At 29.5% G+C, this 21,439-nt stretch carries 22 protein-coding genes; 2 read left to right on the top strand and 20 right to left on the bottom strand.

Features of this window, described 5'->3' with window-relative positions:
- Positions 1-63: 63 nt before the first annotated feature.
- The 10 genes from SPLAT_RS01130 to SPLAT_RS01085 form a co-directional block, all read right to left on the bottom strand.
- Complete coding sequence (locus SPLAT_RS01130) at positions 64-1,119, bottom strand: phosphotransacetylase (protein WP_168105236.1); 1,056 nt, start codon at positions 1,117-1,119, stop codon at positions 64-66.
- A gap of 5 nt (positions 1,120-1,124) precedes the next feature.
- Positions 1,125-1,868 carry a UMP kinase gene (gene pyrH / locus SPLAT_RS01125; protein ID WP_168105235.1) on the bottom strand — a complete coding sequence of 248 codons (744 nt, stop codon included), beginning with the start codon at positions 1,866-1,868 and terminating at the stop codon, positions 1,125-1,127.
- 65 nt (positions 1,869-1,933) lie between these two features.
- The gene (locus tag SPLAT_RS01120; protein ID WP_168105234.1) at positions 1,934-2,542 is read right to left on the bottom strand and encodes a hypothetical protein; all 609 of its coding nucleotides are present in this window, start codon (positions 2,540-2,542) and stop codon (positions 1,934-1,936) included.
- 35 nt (positions 2,543-2,577) lie between these two features.
- Positions 2,578-3,420 carry a translation elongation factor Ts gene (tsf, locus tag SPLAT_RS01115; RefSeq protein ID WP_168105233.1) on the bottom strand — a complete coding sequence of 281 codons (843 nt, stop codon included), beginning with the start codon at positions 3,418-3,420 and terminating at the stop codon, positions 2,578-2,580.
- A 13-nt stretch (positions 3,421-3,433) separates the two neighbouring features.
- A complete protein-coding gene (rpsB, locus tag SPLAT_RS01110) occupies positions 3,434-4,240 on the bottom strand; it encodes a 30S ribosomal protein S2 (RefSeq protein WP_168105232.1) in 807 nt (268 codons plus the stop codon).
- A gap of 178 nt (positions 4,241-4,418) precedes the next feature.
- A complete protein-coding gene (locus SPLAT_RS01105; protein WP_168105231.1) occupies positions 4,419-5,849 on the bottom strand; it encodes an NADP-dependent glyceraldehyde-3-phosphate dehydrogenase in 1,431 nt (476 codons plus the stop codon).
- 49 nt (positions 5,850-5,898) lie between these two features.
- The gene (locus tag SPLAT_RS01100) at positions 5,899-6,516 is read right to left on the bottom strand and encodes a DNA-3-methyladenine glycosylase (RefSeq protein WP_168105230.1); all 618 of its coding nucleotides are present in this window, start codon (positions 6,514-6,516) and stop codon (positions 5,899-5,901) included.
- A 6-nt stretch (positions 6,517-6,522) separates the two neighbouring features.
- Entirely contained in the window at positions 6,523-7,569 is a 1,047-nt protein-coding gene (locus tag SPLAT_RS01095; RefSeq protein WP_168105229.1) for an MSC_0882 family membrane protein, read from the bottom strand.
- Positions 7,570-7,584: 15 nt separating this feature from the next.
- A complete protein-coding gene (locus tag SPLAT_RS01090) occupies positions 7,585-7,884 on the bottom strand; it encodes a hypothetical protein (protein WP_168105228.1) in 300 nt (99 codons plus the stop codon).
- 133 nt (positions 7,885-8,017) lie between these two features.
- Positions 8,018-9,262: a prolipoprotein diacylglyceryl transferase gene (locus SPLAT_RS01085; protein ID WP_168105227.1), complete on the bottom strand. Its 1,245-nt coding sequence runs from the start codon at positions 9,260-9,262 to the stop codon at positions 8,018-8,020.
- 152 nt (positions 9,263-9,414) lie between these two features.
- Between SPLAT_RS01085 and SPLAT_RS01080 the strand changes: the two genes are divergently transcribed.
- Positions 9,415-10,134: a glycerophosphodiester phosphodiesterase gene (locus SPLAT_RS01080; RefSeq protein ID WP_168105226.1), complete on the top strand. Its 720-nt coding sequence runs from the start codon at positions 9,415-9,417 to the stop codon at positions 10,132-10,134.
- Here the strand turns inward: SPLAT_RS01080 and SPLAT_RS01075 are convergent.
- The 7 genes from SPLAT_RS01075 to SPLAT_RS01045 are packed head-to-tail and all read right to left on the bottom strand — an operon-like array spanning position 10,131 to position 17,261.
- Positions 10,131-11,195 (bottom strand): oxidoreductase, encoded by a 1,065-nt coding sequence (locus tag SPLAT_RS01075; RefSeq protein WP_168105225.1) that lies wholly within the window; start codon positions 11,193-11,195, stop codon positions 10,131-10,133. The two genes, SPLAT_RS01080 and SPLAT_RS01075, sit on opposite strands and share 4 nt — an antisense overlap.
- 20 nt (positions 11,196-11,215) lie before the next feature.
- The gene (gene lepA, locus SPLAT_RS01070; protein ID WP_168105294.1) at positions 11,216-13,018 is read right to left on the bottom strand and encodes a translation elongation factor 4; all 1,803 of its coding nucleotides are present in this window, start codon (positions 13,016-13,018) and stop codon (positions 11,216-11,218) included.
- Positions 13,011-13,619, bottom strand: a complete 609-nt coding sequence (locus SPLAT_RS01065; RefSeq protein WP_168105224.1) for an ECF transporter S component family protein — start codon at positions 13,617-13,619, stop codon at positions 13,011-13,013. Before SPLAT_RS01065 ends, lepA begins: the two co-directional genes overlap by 8 nt.
- An 11-nt stretch (positions 13,620-13,630) precedes the next feature.
- Positions 13,631-14,575, bottom strand: a complete 945-nt coding sequence (gene fmt / locus SPLAT_RS01060; RefSeq protein WP_168105223.1) for a methionyl-tRNA formyltransferase — start codon at positions 14,573-14,575, stop codon at positions 13,631-13,633.
- A 7-nt stretch (positions 14,576-14,582) separates the two neighbouring features.
- The gene (locus SPLAT_RS01055) at positions 14,583-16,343 is read right to left on the bottom strand and encodes a DUF2779 domain-containing protein (protein ID WP_168105222.1); all 1,761 of its coding nucleotides are present in this window, start codon (positions 16,341-16,343) and stop codon (positions 14,583-14,585) included.
- Positions 16,344-16,365: 22 nt separating this feature from the next.
- Positions 16,366-16,962, bottom strand: a complete 597-nt coding sequence (locus SPLAT_RS01050) for a hypothetical protein (RefSeq protein ID WP_168105221.1) — start codon at positions 16,960-16,962, stop codon at positions 16,366-16,368.
- A 23-nt stretch (positions 16,963-16,985) separates the two neighbouring features.
- Positions 16,986-17,261 (bottom strand): hypothetical protein, encoded by a 276-nt coding sequence (locus tag SPLAT_RS01045; RefSeq protein WP_168105220.1) that lies wholly within the window; start codon positions 17,259-17,261, stop codon positions 16,986-16,988.
- 191 nt (positions 17,262-17,452) lie between these two features.
- On the opposite strand from SPLAT_RS01045, the gene SPLAT_RS01040 reads away from it, so the two are divergent.
- The gene (locus tag SPLAT_RS01040) at positions 17,453-18,862 is read left to right on the top strand and encodes an APC family permease (protein ID WP_168105219.1); all 1,410 of its coding nucleotides are present in this window, start codon (positions 17,453-17,455) and stop codon (positions 18,860-18,862) included.
- Between the two features lie 50 nt (positions 18,863-18,912).
- Here SPLAT_RS01040 and SPLAT_RS01035 read toward each other — a convergent pair whose 3' ends face one another.
- The 3 genes from SPLAT_RS01035 to SPLAT_RS01025 all read right to left on the bottom strand — a co-directional run bounded on the left by SPLAT_RS01035 (position 18,913) and on the right by SPLAT_RS01025 (position 21,434).
- Complete coding sequence (locus SPLAT_RS01035) at positions 18,913-19,458, bottom strand: hypothetical protein (RefSeq protein WP_168105218.1); 546 nt, start codon at positions 19,456-19,458, stop codon at positions 18,913-18,915.
- Between the two features lie 70 nt (positions 19,459-19,528).
- On the bottom strand, positions 19,529-20,332 hold the full coding sequence (locus tag SPLAT_RS01030; protein WP_168105217.1) for a GNAT family N-acetyltransferase: 804 nt from the start codon (positions 20,330-20,332) through the stop codon (positions 19,529-19,531).
- Between the two features lie 91 nt (positions 20,333-20,423).
- Complete coding sequence (locus SPLAT_RS01025) at positions 20,424-21,434, bottom strand: 2-hydroxyacid dehydrogenase (protein WP_168105216.1); 1,011 nt, start codon at positions 21,432-21,434, stop codon at positions 20,424-20,426.
- Positions 21,435-21,439: the final 5 nt, after the last annotated feature.

Raw genomic sequence — 21,439 nt, 5'->3', positions numbered from 1 at the left:
TACCTTAATGCAAGAATCTAATAAAAAAACTGATATTTTACTAAATACCAGTCAAAGTTTCAGTTAGTTACTTTTTAAAAATTTTTGGGCACAAGTGATTAGTGCTGTATCATAAATGTCATCAATTGTTGCACCACGTGATAAATCGTTCACTGGTTTTTTCAACCCTAAAATTATTGGACCAATTGCTTTAAATTTTCCCATTCTTTGGGCAATTTTGTAACCGATGTTCCCTGCTTCTAAGTCAGGAAAGATAAAAATGTTACATGCACCCTTCATCTCAAGATTAGAAAACTTTTTTTTGCGAACTGTTTCATCAAATGCTGCATCAAACTGAATTTCTCCAGCAATGTTTACTTTTTGTTCACCATTTCAATTCTTTTGCGCTAGTGTTTGACTTGCTGTTCTCACCTTATCAACATCTTGACCTGTACCACTACCATTAGTTGAATAAGATAACATGGCAACATTTAAATGTTCAAAGTTAATTGAATCAAAAGTTTTAAAATCAAAATCAAGAGCAAAATTAATGGTGCTATCTGCAATCTCAACTAATTGTTCTGCTGTTGGTAAAATATTGATTGAACAATCACTGAAAAGATAAGTTTCTTCATTCTTATTCATAATAAAAGTGCTGGCAACCGTTTTCTTATCTGCTTTGATAATTTGTAAAGCTGGTCTTAAAATATCTGCTGTTTTGTAGTTAATCCCAGCAACTAAACAATCAACTTCATTGCCATCAAGTAGCATCATGCCATAGTAATTCTTACCAGCTACTAAAGTTTGCGCCTGTGCTAATGTTAGACCTTTTTCTTTTCTAATTTGGTACAACTTTTGAGCCAAATTTGATTGATCAGTAGTTTTGATAATTGTAACTTGCTTAGCTAGTGCTTCAGGAATACTATCTTTTTCATCAAACAATAAAACTGGTTCAATGATATCTTTAATGCTAATTGTTTGCTCTTTTTTATCTTCAGTTATGTAAACAAAAGTATTTTGAATCAACTTCAATGCTACAGCTTGAACTTTTTCATTTTCTGCTTCAGGGAATAAAATTCTAATTGGTTTTTCTGGTTTTTTTTTATAAATTGTACTTAATATATGTTGCTCTAAATTCATTTAGATTACTCCTTAGAATTGATATTTTTTTTGCTACTAATAGTTGTAGAAATCGCTGTTCCTTGTGCTGCTTTGATGATGTTATCTGGAGTATTAATATCGAACACAACAATTTCTAAATCAGCTTCCATTGACATTGTTGAAGCAGTTAGGTCCATCACTTTTAAATTCTTGCTAGTGATATCTTGATAGTCTAAAGAAGAAAATCGAACAGCATTTTTATTTACTTGTGGATCTTGATCGTAAACTCCATCCACCCCATTTTTTGCCATTAAAATGACATCTGCTTTAATCTCTGCTGCTCTTAAAGCTGCTGTGGTATCAGTTGTAAAGTAAGGATAACCTGTTCCTCCAGCTAAAATCACAACATAACCTTTTTCTAGTCTGCTAATTGCTTTTTTATAGTAATAAGGTTCTGCTACTTTGTTGACTTCTAAAGCTGATTGCACAATGACATTTAGACCTAATGCTCTAAATTTTGATTCCAACACTAAAGCATTCATCACAGTTGCTAGCATCCCCATATAGTCAGCGTTAGTACGATCCAACCCAACTTTTTGACCTTCTTTGGCACCTCTTCAAATATTCCCTCCACCAACAACTAGTGCAACTTGAACTTTGCTATTGATTAAAGTTTTAATTTGTTGACAAATCTTATCAATTTTTTCATTGCTGTATAAGTCATCTGTTGACCCTAATGCTTCACCACTAATTTTTAATAAAATTCTTTTATATTTAAAATTTTCCACTATTCCCTCCAAATTTCTACTTTAATTATAAAAAACCACATTGTGTTTGTGGTTTTTTTACTTTATTAATTTTGTTCAAGTTCAACATTTTGTGTTGAATCTGTTGTTTCAATATTTTCTATTGCTAGTGCTGCTGCTCTTTGACTTTGATTTGCTGCAACAATATCAGTTAAAATCTCCTTAGCAAAAAGTCTTGCCTTAGGACTAAAGATAGTAATTTTTTTCTTAATGTTTTTAAATCCTTGTTCGTAAACAATTTTTAAGCAATGTGGCTTTTCTTCTAAGGCAATAATTTTTTCAGTGTTTACTGTTTGACCAAAGAATTGTAAGCGATTAGTATCTTGCTCTAATGTCATCCCAAAATCAAAGGCAAAAACATAAGCTAAAACTAAGAAAGCAATTAAGAAAATAAATTCAAAAACTAAAATTGAAATAAATGCTGGATCTGATCTAACAAATTCATCATCATATGCTCAAACTTTCATTATAATTGGAATTCAAGCAAGAATAAAACTAACTGCTGCAATAGATAGTGTTAGTGCTAATAAAGGACGATTTAAAAATCGTACATTACTTTTAGACTTTTTATAAGTAACAGCTCCTCAAAGAAAAACTGCAATTAATAGAAAAGACATTACTAAAACTATATAATAAATAATTTTAAATTGTGCCATTTTTTCACCTCAAAGTATTTTTTTGAGTTAGGTAATTAAACCAACTCTCCTACTTCATATCTAATCATACTTTTAATTTTAGCATTATTTTTATCTAAATATTGCTTAATTGTTAATGATGGATCTTTAATGTAAGTTTGACTAGTAATTGTTAGTTCAGCTAGGGATTTGTTAACTTTTCCTTGAACCATCTTTTCAATGATTTCTTGTGGCTTTTCCATACCCTTAACTTGCTCTTGAGCAATTTCTAATTCTTTTGCTCTTACTGTTTCATCAATATCACTAACATCAATAAACTTTGGTTTCATTGCTACCAATTGCATTGCAATATTTTTTGCTAACTCTTGATCTTTTGTTCCTTCTAGAACAACAAGTCCAGCACTGACTGCTCCTGTATGAATATAAGAACCAAAAATTTCATCTTCTTTTTTATCAACTACTTGAAAACGTTTTAAAACAATGTTTTCTCCTAATTTTGTAATTGCACTAGTAATTAAATCTTTGATTGTTTCTGTCTTAGAAACTGCTAAAGCTAAGGCTTGATCAATTGTTGATACAGCTTCAGATTTTAAAAGTGTTACTGAAATTTGATTCAAAACATTATTGAATTCTAAATTATTGGCAACAAAGTCAGTTTGACAATTTAACTCAATAATCACAGCACGATTTTTATCAATTAAAATCTTAGCAACACCTTCAGTTGCTTCATTGTTTACTTTAGACAATGCTTTTGATAGCCCCTTAACCTTTAAGATTTCTAAGGCCTTATCTAAATCATTGTTAGCTTCAATTAAAGCAATGCGACAATCATTAAAACCAACACCAGTTGTTGCTCTTAATTCTTTTAATAATTTAATATCAACTTTAATATCAGACATGCTAATCTCCTTATTATTTACCTTCTTCTGTACTTGGTTTAGTATCAGATTCAGGTTTTTCTTCAGCTGGTTTGTCAGCTGATGGTGTTGCTTCTGCTTTAACTTCTTCTTTTACAGGTTCAGTTAGTGTTTGACCAGTAGGTTTTTTACCATCTAAAATTGCTTGTGCAATTATGTTAGTAATTAAAGTGATTGATTTTGTAGCATCATCATTCCCTGGAATAATGTAGCTAATGTCATCTGGATCACTATTACTATCACAAATTGCAATAACAGGAATTCCTAATTTAACTGCTTCTTCAACAGCAATTTTATTTGTGATGATATCGCTAACATAAACTGCATCTGGCAGTTTATACATATTTCTAATCCCACCAAGATTTCTATCTAAACGATCTTTTTCTTTCGCAATAAGCATTTGTTCTTTTTTTGTTAGTAATTTTAATTCGCCACTTTTTTCTTTATTTTCAAGATCAATTAACTTCTTGATACTAGTTTTAATAGTCTTAAAGTTAGTTAAGTTTCCACCTAATCATCTTTCTGTTACATATGGTGAATTTGTTTTTAAAGCTCCATCTTGGATTGCTTGCTTAGCTTGTTTTTTAGTTCCAACGAATAAAATCTTGCCACCATTAGCACTAAGTTCTTTAACAAAACTATAAGCTTCATCTAATTTACGCATTGTTTTTTGTAAATCAATGATATGAATTCCATTTCTTTGATTAAAAATATATTTACGCATTTTTGGGTTTCATCTTTTAGTTTGATGACCAAATTGAACTCCAGCTTCTAAAAGCTTTTCTCTTGTTACAATAGACATAATTTCTCCTTTAGTAAATTTGTTTTTCTTCCATTAATTTCGAACATCAACCACTTTCATTATCATTGAAAGCACAAGGCTATGAATTAATTAATGTGACGCTTAATAAAATATCTTTTAAGCCTATATATTTTAGCACATTATTTGTTGATTTGACTACACTTTTTAAAAAATTTGTTTAGTCTTTTCAATTCAGAACAATCCCTTTTGGACGCATAAATGAGATTAAAGAATCATGAATTCCTTGTGCTCCCAATCCTGAATCTTTGATTCCAGTAAATGGAAAGTGATCTGGTCCTCTTTGCGTTTGATCATTAATGTTCACTGTTCCTGTTTCTAAACGCTTAGCAATACTTAGAGCAGAGTTGATGTTAGTTGTAAAAATTGCTGCTTGTAAACCATACTCTGACTTGTTAGCAATGCTAATTGCTTGCTCAATATCTTTAAAACTAATAATTGGTAGCACTGGCCCAAAAGGTTCTTCTCATGCTAACTTCATATTTTCCTTCACATTATCAATTAAAGTTGGCATCATTAAATTTCCTTCAACTTTATTGCCAATTAAATTTTTTGCCCCTTTTTTCAATGCATCACTAATTAAACCTTGAATATACTTAACTGTTTTGTTGTCAATCACTGGTGTGATATCACAATCATCTTCAGGTTTGCCTACACTTAATTTAGCAACCTTAGCAACTAAAATTTTTGCTAACTGATTCTTCACCTTAGCATCAACTAAAACTCTTTTAATTGCTGTACAACGTTGTCCAGAGTAACTAAAGGCACCTTTAATAATTTTGCTAGCAGTATCCTCTAAATCAGCATCTGCCAAAACAATTGCTGGATCCTTACCACCTAATTCTAAAATCATGTCAACTTTTAAAGACTTACTTGCAATATGTTTTCCAACTTCAGGAGAACCTGTAAATGAGATGACATTGATTAATGGATTCTCAACTAAAATATCACCAATCTCACTCCCCTTACCACTAACAGCATTAAAAACTCCTGCTGGAATTTCTGTTGCTTTTGCTAGTTGTGCTAAATAAAGACCTACTAGTGAACCTTGAGACGCAGGTTTAAAAACAACACTATTACCAGCAACTAACGCAGGAATAATCTTAGAAATAGCTAAGTTAACTGGATAATTAAATGGTGAAATTGCCAACACAACTCCTTTTGGAACATACTCAAAAATTCCTAGTTTATTTTTGGCATTTCAACTATCACCATTATATGCTCGTGGATGAATTCTTTTCATTTCTTCAAATGTGTAATCAATATACATCACTGATCTTTCAACTTCAGTAATTGCTGCTTTTCTACCCTTAGCTATTTCTAACACCATTAAATCAGCAATTTTTTCTTTATGACTAGTGATTAATTCTTTTCATTGATTTAAAACTTTAATTCTTGCTAATAAAGGCATTTCTGCTCATAATTTTTGAGCATCAAATGCTATTTGATAAGCCTTATCAATTTCATTTTTTGTTAGAGCAGGCACTTGTCCAATAACTTCATTTGTTGTTGGACTAATGATCTCAACTCACTTACCATTTTGATAACTTTGACCATTAATTAAAGCTGACATTTGTTCAATTTTATTCATATTTTCACTCCCTTAGTAACTAATATTTATTATAACGAAATTTTTCTAACTATTTAATCACCTTAGAAACAAATAGATTATTTTTTAAATAAAATCTTCAAAAATGCTCCTTATCTTCTTGTGCATAATCAATGTTGACTCTTTTTGCTGCTACAATTTCATCTGGACCAACAAAAAAATCATCGCTAACTAAAGTAAGACAATCATTGCTCAACAAATGTAAATTATTTAAACTCTGATCAAGATTCAATGCTAGTGCAAGTTTCCCTGGACCATTAGTTCAATGATGTGATCTTTTTTTATGATTATTACCAGCAAGATAATTTATTGCTACTTCATGTCCTTCAATAATCTCAACAGCACGAATTAAAACAGCTTGCGGATTATCTTTTGTATTAACTACAATATTAAAGCAATAATACATCCCATATATTAAATAGATATAAATTCTACCACCCTCTTGATAGAGAGGCAGAGTTTTTGGTGTTTTTTTAAATCCGTAACTATGAGAAGCACGATCAAAACCACCCATATACGCTTCAGTCTCAACAATTCTTGCTTTGATTTTTTGACCCTTAATAGTTCTAACTAAAATTTTTCCTAGCAAGTTTTTTGCTACAACTGTTGCTTCACTAAGAAAAAAATCTTGACTAATTATTTGTTCCATTGCTAACTAAGCCTTCTTTTTTCTACGACGTACAACTAATATTGGAATTGCAATGGCAAAAAAGATAATTGCAATAAAACTAATTGCAATAATCAGACAAATACGGTTAATTTTTTTCTTATAAACTTCTAAATCATTTGGGCTAACAACTTCATAGCCATAATAACTAATGATGTTACCTTTACGTTTTTTAAAGAAAACAATACTCATCATATGGATAAAAAACATCACTGCTAGCACGACTGATAAAGTGACTGCATCAGTTTTTAAATCAGGAACTGTTACTGTTCAAGATTGAATTAAAAAAGTCAACTTTTGTCCTGAAATTAGATACATAATTAAAGTAATTAATCCAATCAGAACGTAACAGAAACTAAACATTCAATTGAAGATAATTAAGCGCCCATGAATCTTACGATAATTTCTAATGATAAAATTAGGAGGCATCAAAGAACCTTTTAAAGTTTTCTCGATATATAAGTTAACTTCTTTTTTCAAAGAAAAAAAATCAACTAAGTTCACTGCTAGAATCATCAAAGAAAAAATCAATAAAGGAATTGTGAGAACTGGATGAGGAATATAACTTAAATTTAAGTCACTAAAATAAAAACCAATAAATGTTGAACAAATTGAAATCACAATTAAACTAAATAAAGACATAAGTAACTGCTTTAACTTTTCAATTCTAATTTCAAAACCAATTGCTTGAGGAATTTTAAAATTATTTTTAAAACTAACTAAAGCCATCGTATCCATTTTCGGTTCACTAACTAAATTTTGCTCTTGTTGGAAAAAATCATTGTTATTTGGATAAGGAGGATAAGAACTTTGCTTTGCTCTTTCATTTAATGGGATAACAAAAGAAGATGTAACTTGAACATCTTTGATAGTACGAATCTTTTGAACATCACTAGCATTTTGCTTACTATCTAAACTACTAGTAATTGGTGGCACAATATTATGAAAATAGTCATTGGGCTTTTGTTGCTCATGACTTTCTTCTTTTTTATTGTTCAAAACTTTTGCAGCAAACTTTGCTTTTCATTTAGCCATCTAGACCCACCTATGCTAAGAAAAAACTTTCTTTGTTTTTTTTATTTGCTTGTTAAGATAAAGTTTTTTTTGAATTTGTAAGATTTCTCCTTCAATTTCTAAAATTTCATCTTCTACTTGATAACTTTTTTTATCAAAACCTAAATATCCTTTAATTGCCATTTTTTTACGCAAATACATCAAGAGCAAGATTACTAATAAACCTAAAAAAACTAATAAAGCAATACCACCAGCTATTAGTAAAAAAGAAGAGATTGAGATTTGAATTCCTAAAAAATCAATCGTATTTGATGAGTCACTGGCACTAATGAACATTACTAACCCTCTTAAATATCTAAATTTTCATTATAATTATATCAAAATATAACAGTTAATTTCTGTTTTGTATATAAACAAAGAAATTTTTTCCCTATTTGACAAATAAATGCTAGCAAAACTTTATTAACTGCTAGTATTCTTTTTCATAAGTTCAACCATTTTTTCTAAAATATCTAGCAAAAACTAATTGACTTAAAACTGCTAAAACCAAGCCTAGAAAAAAAATTAAAATCAAAATTGTGTAATCTAAAGTTCGACGATGCTTTAAAAATAAATCTGCATCATCTCTTTGTAACTCCAAACAGAAACGAATGAAATTTCAACCAAAGAAATATAGTCACATTTGTACTCCAGAACGAAGAACAACATAACCTTTCGGATTATTCAAATGATAGAGTTTGCTACTTCTAGCAAAATAAGCTTTAGTGATTAAATCATTTCTAACAAAGAATTGTTCTTTCATTGCTTTTGCTTTCTTTGCTTTATATTTTTGATTGATTTCCTTAACAACAAAACCATCAGCTTTATAATTATAAAAAGCTTCATTTCAATATTTTTGCTTTAGCTTATGATTTTGGTGAATTAAAGTAAAGTAATTTGAAACTGAATTACTCTTAGTTTTAGTTTTTTTCTGAATATCTGCCATTGTCAACAGTTGATATTTCTTTGCTTCCACTTTCCATGGTTTCTTACTGAATCAATGAAAAGCATTTGGTAGTAAAAAAGTTAGAATAGCTCAAAATCCTAAATTAGCTAGTGATTCATATAAAAAGATTGGTGCACGAAAAACAATCATCTCTTTACCATCAATGAATGCTGTTTCTGGACTACCACCCAATAATTGAAAACAGTTATCACGAATAAATGCTGGTAGTCAAGAAATAGCAGAAATATGACTAGCATTTAAAACATCACTGTAACCAACAACTGCACCTAAAAGTTCATGATTAAAAAAGTTTCCTCAACGACCAATCACTTGACCTAATAGAATGTTTGGGATAATACAATCCCCATAAACTCATAATGATACATTAGTCTTCTTTTTATAAATAGCAAAGAAAATCAACCCAACAATTGCACCAAACAATACGCCACCATGAATTGACATTCCAGGCTGTCAGAAAGCAAATTTCTCTCAAAAACCAATTGGTCGGGTTGGATCATCCTTACCAAAAAAACTAGCTCCTAACAAAGAAGCAGGAATAATAAAGACAACTGATCAAATAAAACCATCAGTTGGAACTTTTTGTTTGTACAAACGGTATCATGAAAAAAGAATTGCTACTACCATTCCGAAGAACATGGTAAAAGCATAAACATGAAACCAACCATAATCAGAAGAAATCCCTCAAGGACCAACATAACTATTAAACATTCTATCTCTTCCTTTAAAACACTCAACTATCCAATAACCTAAATATAACATAATTCACCTAATATTAATAAATCATTTTCAAATAAACCTTTTATAAAACTAAAAAGATTATAATAAAAGAAAAAAACATTTATTTAGTAGGAGTTTAAATTATGGCTATTTTAGTTGCCCATCGTGGTTTCCGTTCTGCAGCAGGAGAAAATCGCATGATTGATTTTGAAAATGCTTTAAAAATTTGTCCAGCAGTAGAATTTGACATCAGACTCACTAAAGACAATCAAGTGATTATTTTTCATGATGACACATTTAAAAGAATTGCTCATCAAGATGTTAGCGTACACGACTTAACCTATCAAGCAATAAAAGAATTAGAATTTTTCAAACAAAATCCAACTGCAACTCCACCATTATTTCTTGATTTCATCACAAAATTAAGTTCCAACTATCAAATGATAAATGTTGAAATCAAAGAAGAAATCAATCGTAACTACACTAGTAAAGAACTTGATCTTATCTTTAGCACAATTAAAAAACTTCTTGACCACACTAAAGCTGAAGTCATTGTTTCTTCTTTTAATCATGCTATCTTAAACGAAATCAATCATCGCATTAGTCAACCAATGAAAAAAGGTTACTTATTTGAAACACAAGCAACCTTTAATGAAAAATATGGCCAAGACTTTAACTACATTCATCCTGGGATTGCTACAGCTTTAAATCCAGAAATGATTGCTAAATTAAAATCACTTAATAAACCACTAAATATTTGAACTTTCCAAACAAATGAAGAAGCAGCACAAATAAGTGCTGCCTATCAAAATCAAGTTTATGGATTCATAAGCGACAACCCTGATCTAAAAATTAAAAACTAACTATCTAAATGATCTTTTAAAGTTTTATAACCTTTATAGTTGAATCAGATATTGTTATTTCAATGATACAACTTTTCATCAACTTCTTCAGTAGTTAATAAAGTGTTGACAACAATATTAGGATTAAACAAATGTTCTCTACCAATTGCTACTGCATCAATTCCTAAACTAATTGCACTATCAACATCTTTTCTTGAATCAAAATTACCAACAGCAATCACTGGCGTTGCAACTGCTTGCTTTACTTTAAGTGCTAAAGGAATTCTAAATAACTTAGTTCCTGCTTCTTGGATTACTTTTGGAATATCAACTCTACTAATTACTTCACCACTTGAAATATGGAAGTAAACAACTTTATTTTCTAATGCCTTTAATAGTGGTACAAAATCTTCAACTTTCATCCCATCATTGCTATGATCAGAAATTGAAAATCTAATCGCAACAGGAATCTTAATATCTTGATTGATTGCATCAACAATCTCAATAATTATTTTTGCCCTTTTTAAAATATCTTGATCATTTGTAACTTCATTAATTTTTTTAGATAGAATCTCACTTAACAAATAACCATGAGCAGCATGCAACTCAACAAAATCAAACCCTGCTTCTTGGGCTCTTTTTGCTGCTTTGATGAAACTAGTCTTGATGTCTGCTAACTGTTCAACTGTTAGCAAACTAAAATTAGTTTGATCAATGTAGTCATAAAAATTTGTTGCACCAACAGTATTAATTTTTAATTCTGCTTTAGCTCCAGCATGATTCAATTGCACACCAGCTAATGCTCCACCAAGTTTAATTGCCTTCACAACATGCTTAAATGGTTCAATATGTGCATCTTTTCAAAGTCCTAAATCTTTTTCTCTAATTCTGCCATTTTCTTGCACAGCAGTTGATTCAATAATAATTGTCCCTGTTCCACCATAACTTCTTGCTCCATAATGTTGAATGTGAAATTCATTAGCAAACCCATCATTTGCCATTAGCGTATCCATCGGTGGCATAACAATTCGATTTCTTGCTGGTTTATTTTTAATAAATTCAAATTTATCTGTTAATTTCATTTTACTTCTCTCTTTCTTTTTTATTCATCAATATTCAACACAGCCATAAAAGCTTCTTGTGGCAACTCAACGCTACCAATTGCTTTCATTTTTTTCTTACCTTCTTTTTGCTTTTCTAATAATTTTCTTTTTCTTGTGATATCTCCCCCATAACATTTTGCAATAACATCTTTTCTTACTGCCTTCACAGTTTCTCTTGCAAGAACTTTATTATTGATTGCTGCTTGAATTGCAACTTCAAAATTTTGACGTGGAATAATTTCTTTTAATTTCTCACATAAAGCTCTACCTCGGTCATAAGCAAAATCATTATGAACGATAACTGATAAAGCATCCACTGGATTACTAGCAATCAAGATATCCATTTTAACTAATTTACTTGCTTTGTAACCAATTAACTCATAATCTAATGAAGCGTAACCTTTTGAAATTGATTTTAATTTATCAAAAAAATCCAAAACAATTTCGTTTAATGGCATTTTATATGTTAAATTTCTTCTCATATGATCTAAATACTTTAAATCTTGATAGATTCCTCTTTTAGCCTGACACAATTGCATAATTGCTCCAACATACTGATCAGGACAAATAATTGTCACTTGAACAAAAGGTTCATCAATTGTTTTAATTTTTTGTACTTCTGGTCATTTAGCAGGATTGTCAATCTTTAAAGTTTCACCATTAGTTAAGTTAACATGATAAATTACTGAAGGTGCTGTTGAGATTAAATTCAGATTGTATTCTCGTTCTAATCTTTCTTTAATGACATCCATATGTAAAAGACCTAAAAATCCAATTCGGAATCCAAACCCTAAAGCTTGTGAAGTTTCTGGTTCAAAAATCAATGAAGCATCTGATAATTGGATTTTTAAAAGTGCTTCTTTTAAATCATTATATTTATTAGTATCAATTGGATAGAAACCACAAAAAACCATCGGCTTTAACGGCTTGTATCCTGGTAGAGCCTGGACTGCTGCATTCTTGACATGAGTGATAGTATCACCAACATGAACATCACTAATAACTTTAATTGAAGCTGCTAATCAACCAACTTCTCCAGCAACTAGTTCATCTTTCTTAATTTCTTTAGGTGTACGAACACCTAATTCTGTTACTTCGTAAACACTATTAGTTGACATCATTTTAATTTTGTCGCCAACTTTAATTGTTCCTTGCTTGACACAAATAAAAATAACAACACCACGAAACTTATCATAATAAGAATCAAAGATTAGTGCTTTTAAAGGTTCACGATCATCTGCTTGATCAGGATAAGGAATATTTTTAATTACTGCTTCTAAGACATCACGGATGTTAATCCCATTCTTAGCAGAAATTAAAGGCACATCACTTGCATCTAACCCAAGCACTGAATCAATCTCTGACAGAACTCGTTCAGCATCAGCACTTGGCAAATCAATTTTATTAATTACTGGCACAATTGCTAGATTATTATCTAAAGCTAAATACGCATTTGCTAAGGTTTGAGCTTCAATCCCTTGCGCTGCATCAATCACCAAGATAACACCCTCACAAGCAGCCAAACTTCTTGAAACTTCATAAGTGAAGTCAACATGACCTGGAGTATCAATTAAATGTAACAAATAATCATGTCCATCTAACCCATGATAATTTAATTGCACACTATTTAATTTAATTGTGATGCCACGTTCACGTTCAAGTTCCATTGAATCCAATAATTGATCTTTCATCTCTCTTGCGCTAACAGCTTGTGTCAACTCTAAAATTCGGTCTGCTAAAGTTGACTTACCATGATCAATATGGGCAATAATGGAAAAATTACGAATATATTTTTTATCAATTGCCATTTTCTTCTCCATCATAAATTTCTTTAAATTCGCTTTTTTGTTTTGACCTTAAATAATCAAATTGACTATCATTTCAAAAATGATTATTTGTTTGTATACGAGACAAATAGTAATAAAGTGGTACTGCAACTACATAAGCAAACCCAGCCTGAATAGTATCCCCAATCAACTCACTAATCACTATTGCTCTATCATGATAAATCATAACATAGTACAACGGATAACCAAACATTAAAATAACCACTGCAATAAAAAAACTATAAAATGAACTTCATCACTTATGATTAGTTAGTAATTTAATGATAAAAAACATTAAAACTCTAATTAGAATTGTCACTGGAATCGTGATAATTCTAACTCCACTAACTAAATCAAATATTCCACCTGCAATTGAACCAGCAAACAGCATCATTGGTCCTTTAAAAATTGCACAAAAAGGAACAAACAAAGCATCAAATAATTGTAAAGTTGTTGTACCACCAAAGACACTAATTGTTCAAGCGAAAAATAATGATGAAAGATAAGCCACAACAAACAACAAAGCTGTCATGAATCCTGTTACTGCAAGGTATTTAATTGATTTAAAGCGATACATTTAATGAACCACTAATTAAAAACTAAATCAACTTTTAAAGGATTAGTTGAAGAACCAAAATAACTACTAGCACTAATTACTTTTTTGCCTGCTGCTTGAATTTGCTTAAGCACAACATCATAATCTTTTGTTGCTACAAAAATTCCTAAATTATTAATTAAAGTGATTGTTCCTGGTTGCTTTTGTGATTTCTGTTCGCTAACAACAACTTGATGAATTTTATAAATAAAGTTATTCATTGTCGTGTAAGCAATCGGATGATCATATAATCCTCTTACTTTACAAGAAACTAAAACAGCATTCTGATCTCAATTAATTAATTCATCTTCTCTTGTGATATTTAGACCAAAAGTAACTTCATTTTCATTTTGTTGTTTAACTAGAATCTGACCATTAATGATTTTAATTAAATCTTTTTCAATCATTTGCTTTGCTAAGGCAATTAATTTTACTTCTAAAGAAGAATAAGTTTCTTCACTAGTAATTTTAATTTGCTCTTGACTAAAAATGTCACCAGCATCCATCTTTGGACTCATCTTCATTAAAGTAATACCTGTTTCAGAAAAGTTGTTGATGATTGCTCATTGAATTGGCGCTCCACCTCGTAACTTTGGTAGCAAAGAAGCATGAATATTTAATGGCAGAATTTTAGCTAGTTCTAGCACCTTACTTGGTAGAAATTGTCCATAAGCACAAGTAACAATCACATCAATTGCTAAGGCTTTTAAATTATCATATTCAGAACTAATCTTTTCTGGTTGAAAAAGTTTAATTGCTTTTGCTAAGGCTAATTGTTTGACAGGCGAAAAAACAATCTCTTGTTTTCGACCAATTTTTCGATCTGGTTGGCAAACCACCCCAACAATGTTTACTTCTTTCATTGCTAGTAAACTAGTTAAGATTTCTTTGGCAAATATTGTTGTTCCCATAAATAAAACATTAACTTTTTCTACCATGATACTCCTACTTTATTTCTTGATTATTCTCAATCAAATGTTTGATATGTCAAAATAATACTACCATACCTAAAGTATCTCTTGTACAATAATCCAACATGTTCTGATAAAAGTTTTCTTGTCAGTTTTTAAGCGAAATATTGTTTTCTACTCTTCTACGAAAAACTTCAGAAGCCATATCACCTTTTTGAATTGCTAAATCTTGATAAGAAAAATTGCTATCAAAAGCAGGAAGTGTTTTTTTAATTGATAGTGAACCTGCAAAACTTGACTTATAAATTTTAAAATCTTTAAAGAAATCTTGTAAGTCAATCGTTCTATTGAAAATTTTCTCTAATTCATGATAGTAGTCTTTAAAATTAAACATCAACTTTTTTAAAACTGATTTTTCAAAACTTTGATTGTAAGCAACATAAGTCCCTAAACCATGAATTGCAATTAAATCATGACATAGATGACTAACAACTTCTTTTCTTGGATCATTTGTACCATCTGCTAGAAACTGATAGTGCTTGATATTTTGATTAGTTTTAAAATCAAAGTCAGGACCTAATAAAACATGAACTGAGTATTGAAAAGGAATTTGCTGATAGGACTTGCTGTTGATAAATTTAGGAATTGCTGATTTCATTGTTTCAAAATCATACATGTAAACAGGATACTGATATTTTGATAGTTCACTTTTTAATTGATTTAAATATGATAAATTAATTACTTGCTCACCATGATTAGCTATTTGATACTGACGATAGTGTAATTTACTATCAACCACAAATGTTAGTAATCTTTCATCTTGCAATGAAAGTAAATCATGCTCATAGTATCAAAATGCTTTTTTCTTTTTTCTTAAACGATAGAGTTCAAAAATAGTGTTATATCGATCAAAGTAATTAAAAATATGGAAACAATATTGTTGCTGCTTAGCATCACAATATTTATTTGTTAGTAATTTTAATGCTTCTTGCTCATCAGCAATTGCTAGAATATCAGCAATTGTTTGATATTCTTGTGCTAAATGATGATCAACTAATTCTTCTTGAATTGATTGATACAAACTAAAAGATTTTTTAGTCTTATTAGATTTTTGTCAAGTTGACCCATTAGCAATAAATAAAGCTTTTAAATCAAGCTTTTCTTTTCTGATGTAATCATTATTTAAATACATGATGTAAACATTCACAATATCAAGCCCACATTTAGTCAAGATATCATACTGATATAATAAGTCTCACATATGCTCTTCTTTAACTCAAGTAACGGCCTTTACTTCAATTAAATCTCAACCACTACCATTACGCTTTAAGATATCACACTTAGTCACACAACTATTGTATTCAAATCTTGGTTCAAAAAAAACTTGATACTTCTTATCATTTAAAATTTCACTTTGATTGTTAGTTTGCTGTGTTTCAAAATTGAAACATTGATAGTCTTGCATAAAATATTCTTGAGCATAGTGTCCAGTTTCTAAACCATCAGCAATTGTTTCACCAGCATAAAAATCATCACTAACTTCTTCTTGAAATTCTTGATCTTCAAAATTTAAATAATCCAAATCAGTAACAGTTCGAATTTGTTCTTCAGTTTCAAATTTAGCTTCAAAGCCATTAATTTTACTACTTGTTTTGGTATTTGTTAGTTCAATAAAGTTGACAATTAACTTATCGTCAATCAATTTCTTCGCTAAGTGATAGTGTTTCTCACTTAAGAATCAAGCTAATTTCTGACAAGTACGAAAATGTTTGTAGTCATCTTTATAAATTTTCATCAAACACCCCTAATTAATTATGTTAATCTTTTAAACCAGTAAATTTTTCACCAACAGGAACTTTTGGCTTCTCATAATTCTTTACTTTACTTTTTCTTTCTTTAGCTAATTGCTTTTCTTCTTGAATACTTGCTTTCAAAGCAGCTTTTTCTTCAGCAATTAACTTCTTATCATCGACAGTTTTCTTTTTAATTTTCTTAGACTTACGTTTTTCTAAAGTAATACGTTTTAAAGTTTCATCAAAATCTAACTCAGAGTTAACTTTTCAAATAGTTTCAAATTCTTTTTTAGAAATTTGCTTAGCAAATCCTTCAACTTCAAAGGCCTTAGTAGCATATAAATCATTTTTCTTTGAATCATAAAGCTTTACAACCACATCAAAAACATCACGGTAGCGATAATCTTTACTACTGCGAGCAATTACTTGATCAAATTCAACTGTTTTATGACGTAAGTTTAATTCATCACGCATATAATTTTTTATTACTTCTTTTACTTCTTTTTGACGTTTTTGCTTTTCTTGTCTCTTACGTTTTTTTGATCCAACTGAAGAAACAATAAAAATTATTAAAACAACTGCCATTAAAAGTAGCATTCATCATGAACTCTTTAAATCCATCTTTTTTTCACCTTTTTATTTTTTTAACTATTTAATATTCCTAATAATCTGTCTGGTTTAAATGGTGATAGTGTTATAATCAAATTTTCATTTATATCAACCACAAAATAAAGATTTGTTTTATTAACATTAATATATTTACAAGTTTTTGTTTCATGCATTTCATGACTTAATTCAATTAATTTTAAGCAATGATTAATTACTTCTGAATCACTCAAATCTTTTAAATTTAAACGAGTTTTAGCTCTATTTAAAGCATGATCAGAAAATTTATATTCGTTCTTGTAATAATAACTCATAAACACTCACCAACAATTAACATTTTCTATTTGTTAATGTAATAATTATACTGAATTTCAAAGAAAAAAACAAATTACTAAATTACACTAAATATAAATATATAAAATATAAAGAAATGTTATATTATTAATTTAACTACTATAATAATTCTTTTAATACCTTACTAATTAGAAAGGAAACATATAAACAAATGATTAAATTTAAAAGCGAAAGTAAATTGAATACAATTCAATTCATTTGTTTTGGTTTCAATTGAATTGTTGGCTTTGGCTTTATCACAGCTCTAACAAAAACTGTTAACTTAGGCGTTTGATCTTTATTATGTTTTGCTATTGCCGCCTTTGTTTCTTTTGCAACTATGTTAGTTTTTGCAAGAGCAACAGAAAAGTATCCCCAAGTTTCTGGTGGAACATATGGTTACACCAAATTAGCATTTGGCAAATTTGCTACTTTCTTTCAAGGTTGAAACCAAATTTCTCATATCTTTTTGCTTTCAGCAACAGCACCTTTATTTCTTTCTGAACTTCTGACTTTACTTGATAGCACACCAGCAAATCAAACCTATTATAAAGTAGGTTCAGTGATACTATTTATTCTAATTACACTAATTGCTGTTTTTAGTTTAAAAGTTTCAAAAATCTTTTTACTTATCTTTGCAATATTTAAATATTTAATTATCTTTGGTGGAACAATCTTAATAATTTATTTCTGTTTCAAAGATAACAGTTTTAGTGAAAACATTAATGCAACTGAAAAAATAAATCTTTCAACTATCGCTGCTAAAACAATGATTTTTATTTTTGCTTTTAATGGGTTCAATAATATTGCAGCCCTTTCAAAAGATACTATTGGCATCACTAAATTTAAAAAAATAATGGTTATCATCTATAGTTTAGTTTTTTCATTTTATCTGCTAACATGTCTTTTATTTTTAGGAATTAATGGCGCACAAAATATTAAAGGTTATGAAGGAATATTTCTCAAAGCGTTCTCAGTTACTGGATTAATTATTTTCATTATTGGAGCAACATTTAATCGTCTTAGCAGTCAACTTGGTTACACTATTTGATATGCAAGAATCATTGCTCCAATGGCAGAAGATGGTTATCTGCCTGAAATGTTTAAGAAAAAAAATCGTTTTGGTGAGTATTCAAATGCAATGTATTTAGCACTTGGCGCAACAATTGTTTCAATGATCTTATTTGTCATCATCCCAATTATTTTCAATTTAGAAAATGCTTTTGAAAGTATGGTCACAGCAGGAACTATTGTTTACATGGTCAACTATTTAGGTACTTTTATTGCAATATGCTATCTGCACTTTAAAAAGAAAATGCTTAAAATTCCATGATGAGAACTAATGCTTTATTTTCTTGCCATGGGTGTTATTGTTGTAATTTTACTACTAACACTAATTCCACCAATAATTGGTGACCCTTGAACTATTACCAACAGTATTATGCTTTTCTCTTATCTTGGTTCAATGGCTTTTGGTTACTTAGTTTGATTTAGTTACTATTTATATAAAAGAATAAAACATAAAAATAAAATAAAACTTGAAGAACCAGAATTAAAAAATGTCTTACTAGTAGAAGAATAAAAAAAATAGCTTTATAAGCTATTTTTTTTCCATCTTATTTGAATTTATGATTATGTGATATTAATAACAGAACCTCGTGAAAAACTAATTTCTCCACCTTTATTTCCTGTAGGTTCTTCAATAATCATTGAAGCACGATATGATAAGCGTAACATTAAATGACGATCAAAAACATCATAATATAAATAATAACCACGTTCTAAAGTCATAGTAGTTGCATCACTAACTTGTTTAAATAATTCTGTTCAAATTTCATTATTTTGACGTCGCATATCTTTAACATTTCAACTATCAGTATCTAAAGCTACAAACCCATTATAAGATACTTTTAATTCAGGAATGATAACTGATTTATAGTCATGTAAAAATTGATGTTCATCTTTAATTTTCAATGAAGTTAAATCAATTACGCTAACAATAAACTTCAAACTTTCATTAGGACCTTTCGTTTCGCTAACAGTGGCAGGTTTCATATTTCATTCTTGCGGCATAGAAAAGTTTTGCTTAATTTGAGTATTAATTGTTTCTTGAGTAAGTGATGTTGACGCAGTTGTCAGAAGTGCTAAACCAGCCAGTGAAATTAATAATTTTGGCATCATAAAAACCTCTTTCATTTGAATTTATGATAACTTTATATTTCACTTTTTAAAAAATGTCATGAGATTTTTAATAATTAATTTCATAAACATTAAAATATAATTTAATTGGTTTAAAACCAAGCTTTTGATACAATGGAAATCCTTCTGGAGTTGCAATTAAAGCAACTTGCTGATAACCCATCTTCTTTGCAGTAGTCAGCAAATGATTTAATACTTTTTTTGCTAAACCTCGCTTTTGAAAATTAGGACTTGTTGCAATATCATCAATGATAACTAAATCATCTTCATAATAAAATTGACCTGTTGAAGCTGGAACTTCGTCAACTGTTAGATATACTTGATAGTCTATTTTTTGTGTTTTTCTTAATTCATAAAGTCCATAATATTTTTGTAAATCAATCAAAATTAATGAAAAGGAATTCTTGATGACACTACGAAATTTTTCAACATCTGCTAAAGTTTCAACTTGCTTAATTTTTTCATTTTTATTCAAAGGCAACACTTCATTAAATTGATTTAAATCAGCAACCATAGCGATAATAGTTTCTGAATGAATAAATCCTTCTTTTAAAAAGAATTCTTTTTCTTTTGTCTCTTGGGAGTCTGAAACAACAACTCATGTAAAAGGCATTTTATTTTTTTGTCATACTTTAATAATTTCTAGCGCCTTATCATATTGCTTTTGTGTTACTAAGTTTTTAGAAACAGCAACATTTAAATTACTAGCTGAAGCAAGTGAATTAATATAATGAATTTGATTTTTTGGATCAAAAACAACTACCTTGCCATCGTTGACTGGATTAGGATTAACATTATATTTAATAAAATAATCAATTATTGTTTTTTCTAATTTATTTTTAAAATCTAACATAGATAAACTAGGTCTCCTTTAATGCAATTTAACTTTGCTCATTATAATTTTACACGATAACTTTAGATAAACAAAAATAGTCTCGAAGAGACTATTTTTTAGTGCTAACAATATTCTTACATTGTCCCGATTTTTCAAATTCTGCTAAATTTTCATATGATGTTTCAACCATATTCTTGACAGCTTCATCAGTATAACTACCCACATGAGGAGTGAAGATCACTCTTGGATAGAATTGATGAAGTTCTTCATAAACTTTAATTGGTAGTTCTCTACCTTCAAAATCTTTAAAGAAAATTTGACTTTCATTTTGTAAAGTATCTAAGGCTGCACCTTTAATATGTCCTGACTTAATTGCTGCTAGTAAGTCTTCAGGATTAATTAATTCACCTCTTGCAGCATTGATGATAATTGCACTTTTTTTCATTTTTGCAATTGTATCTTTATTAATCATATTATCATTTTGACCTGGAATATATGGTGAGTGTAAAGTAATCAAATCACTTTGAGCAAGTAACTCATCTAATGAAACATAATCTAAAATTGCTTTGTTAGCATCATTAGGATAAATATCATATCCCAAAACTTTAGCGCCCATTCCTTTAAAAGCCTTAGCAGCTTCCATTCCAATTCTTCCCGTTCCAATCACACCAATTGTTGAATTTCTAATTTCCTTAGCAAACATGAAATCATCAACTTTAAAGTTTTTCTGTCTCATTTTATTAGCCATGTAGAAAGTATTTCTTAGAAATCCAACTGCTAAAGCTACAGCTAACTCACTAACAGCATTGGGAGAATAAAATGGTACTCGAGCCATTTTAAATCCTAATTGATCACCATAATCAACATCAATATGGTTGACTCCTACTGTTCTTGTTAGGACATATTTAATACCAAATTCTTTCATCTTATCTAAATTTTGTTTATCAGCAACACAGTTTGCTCGCAACATTACTGCTTGAGCACCTTGTGCAGTGTTGATATTATCATGTGTTAATAATTCTTCTACCAATACTAATTCGTATCCAAATTTTTCATTTAATGATGTAAAGAATTCTTTTTCAGTATCTCTTACACCATAACATACAATTTTAATTGCCATTCTAT

The organism is Spiroplasma platyhelix PALS-1 (assembly GCF_021496725.1).
GTDB classification, from domain to species: domain Bacteria; phylum Bacillota_I; class Bacilli_A; order Mycoplasmatales; family VBWQ01; genus Spiroplasma_D; species Spiroplasma_D platyhelix.
This window is presented reverse-complemented; position numbering and strand designations above follow the sequence as displayed.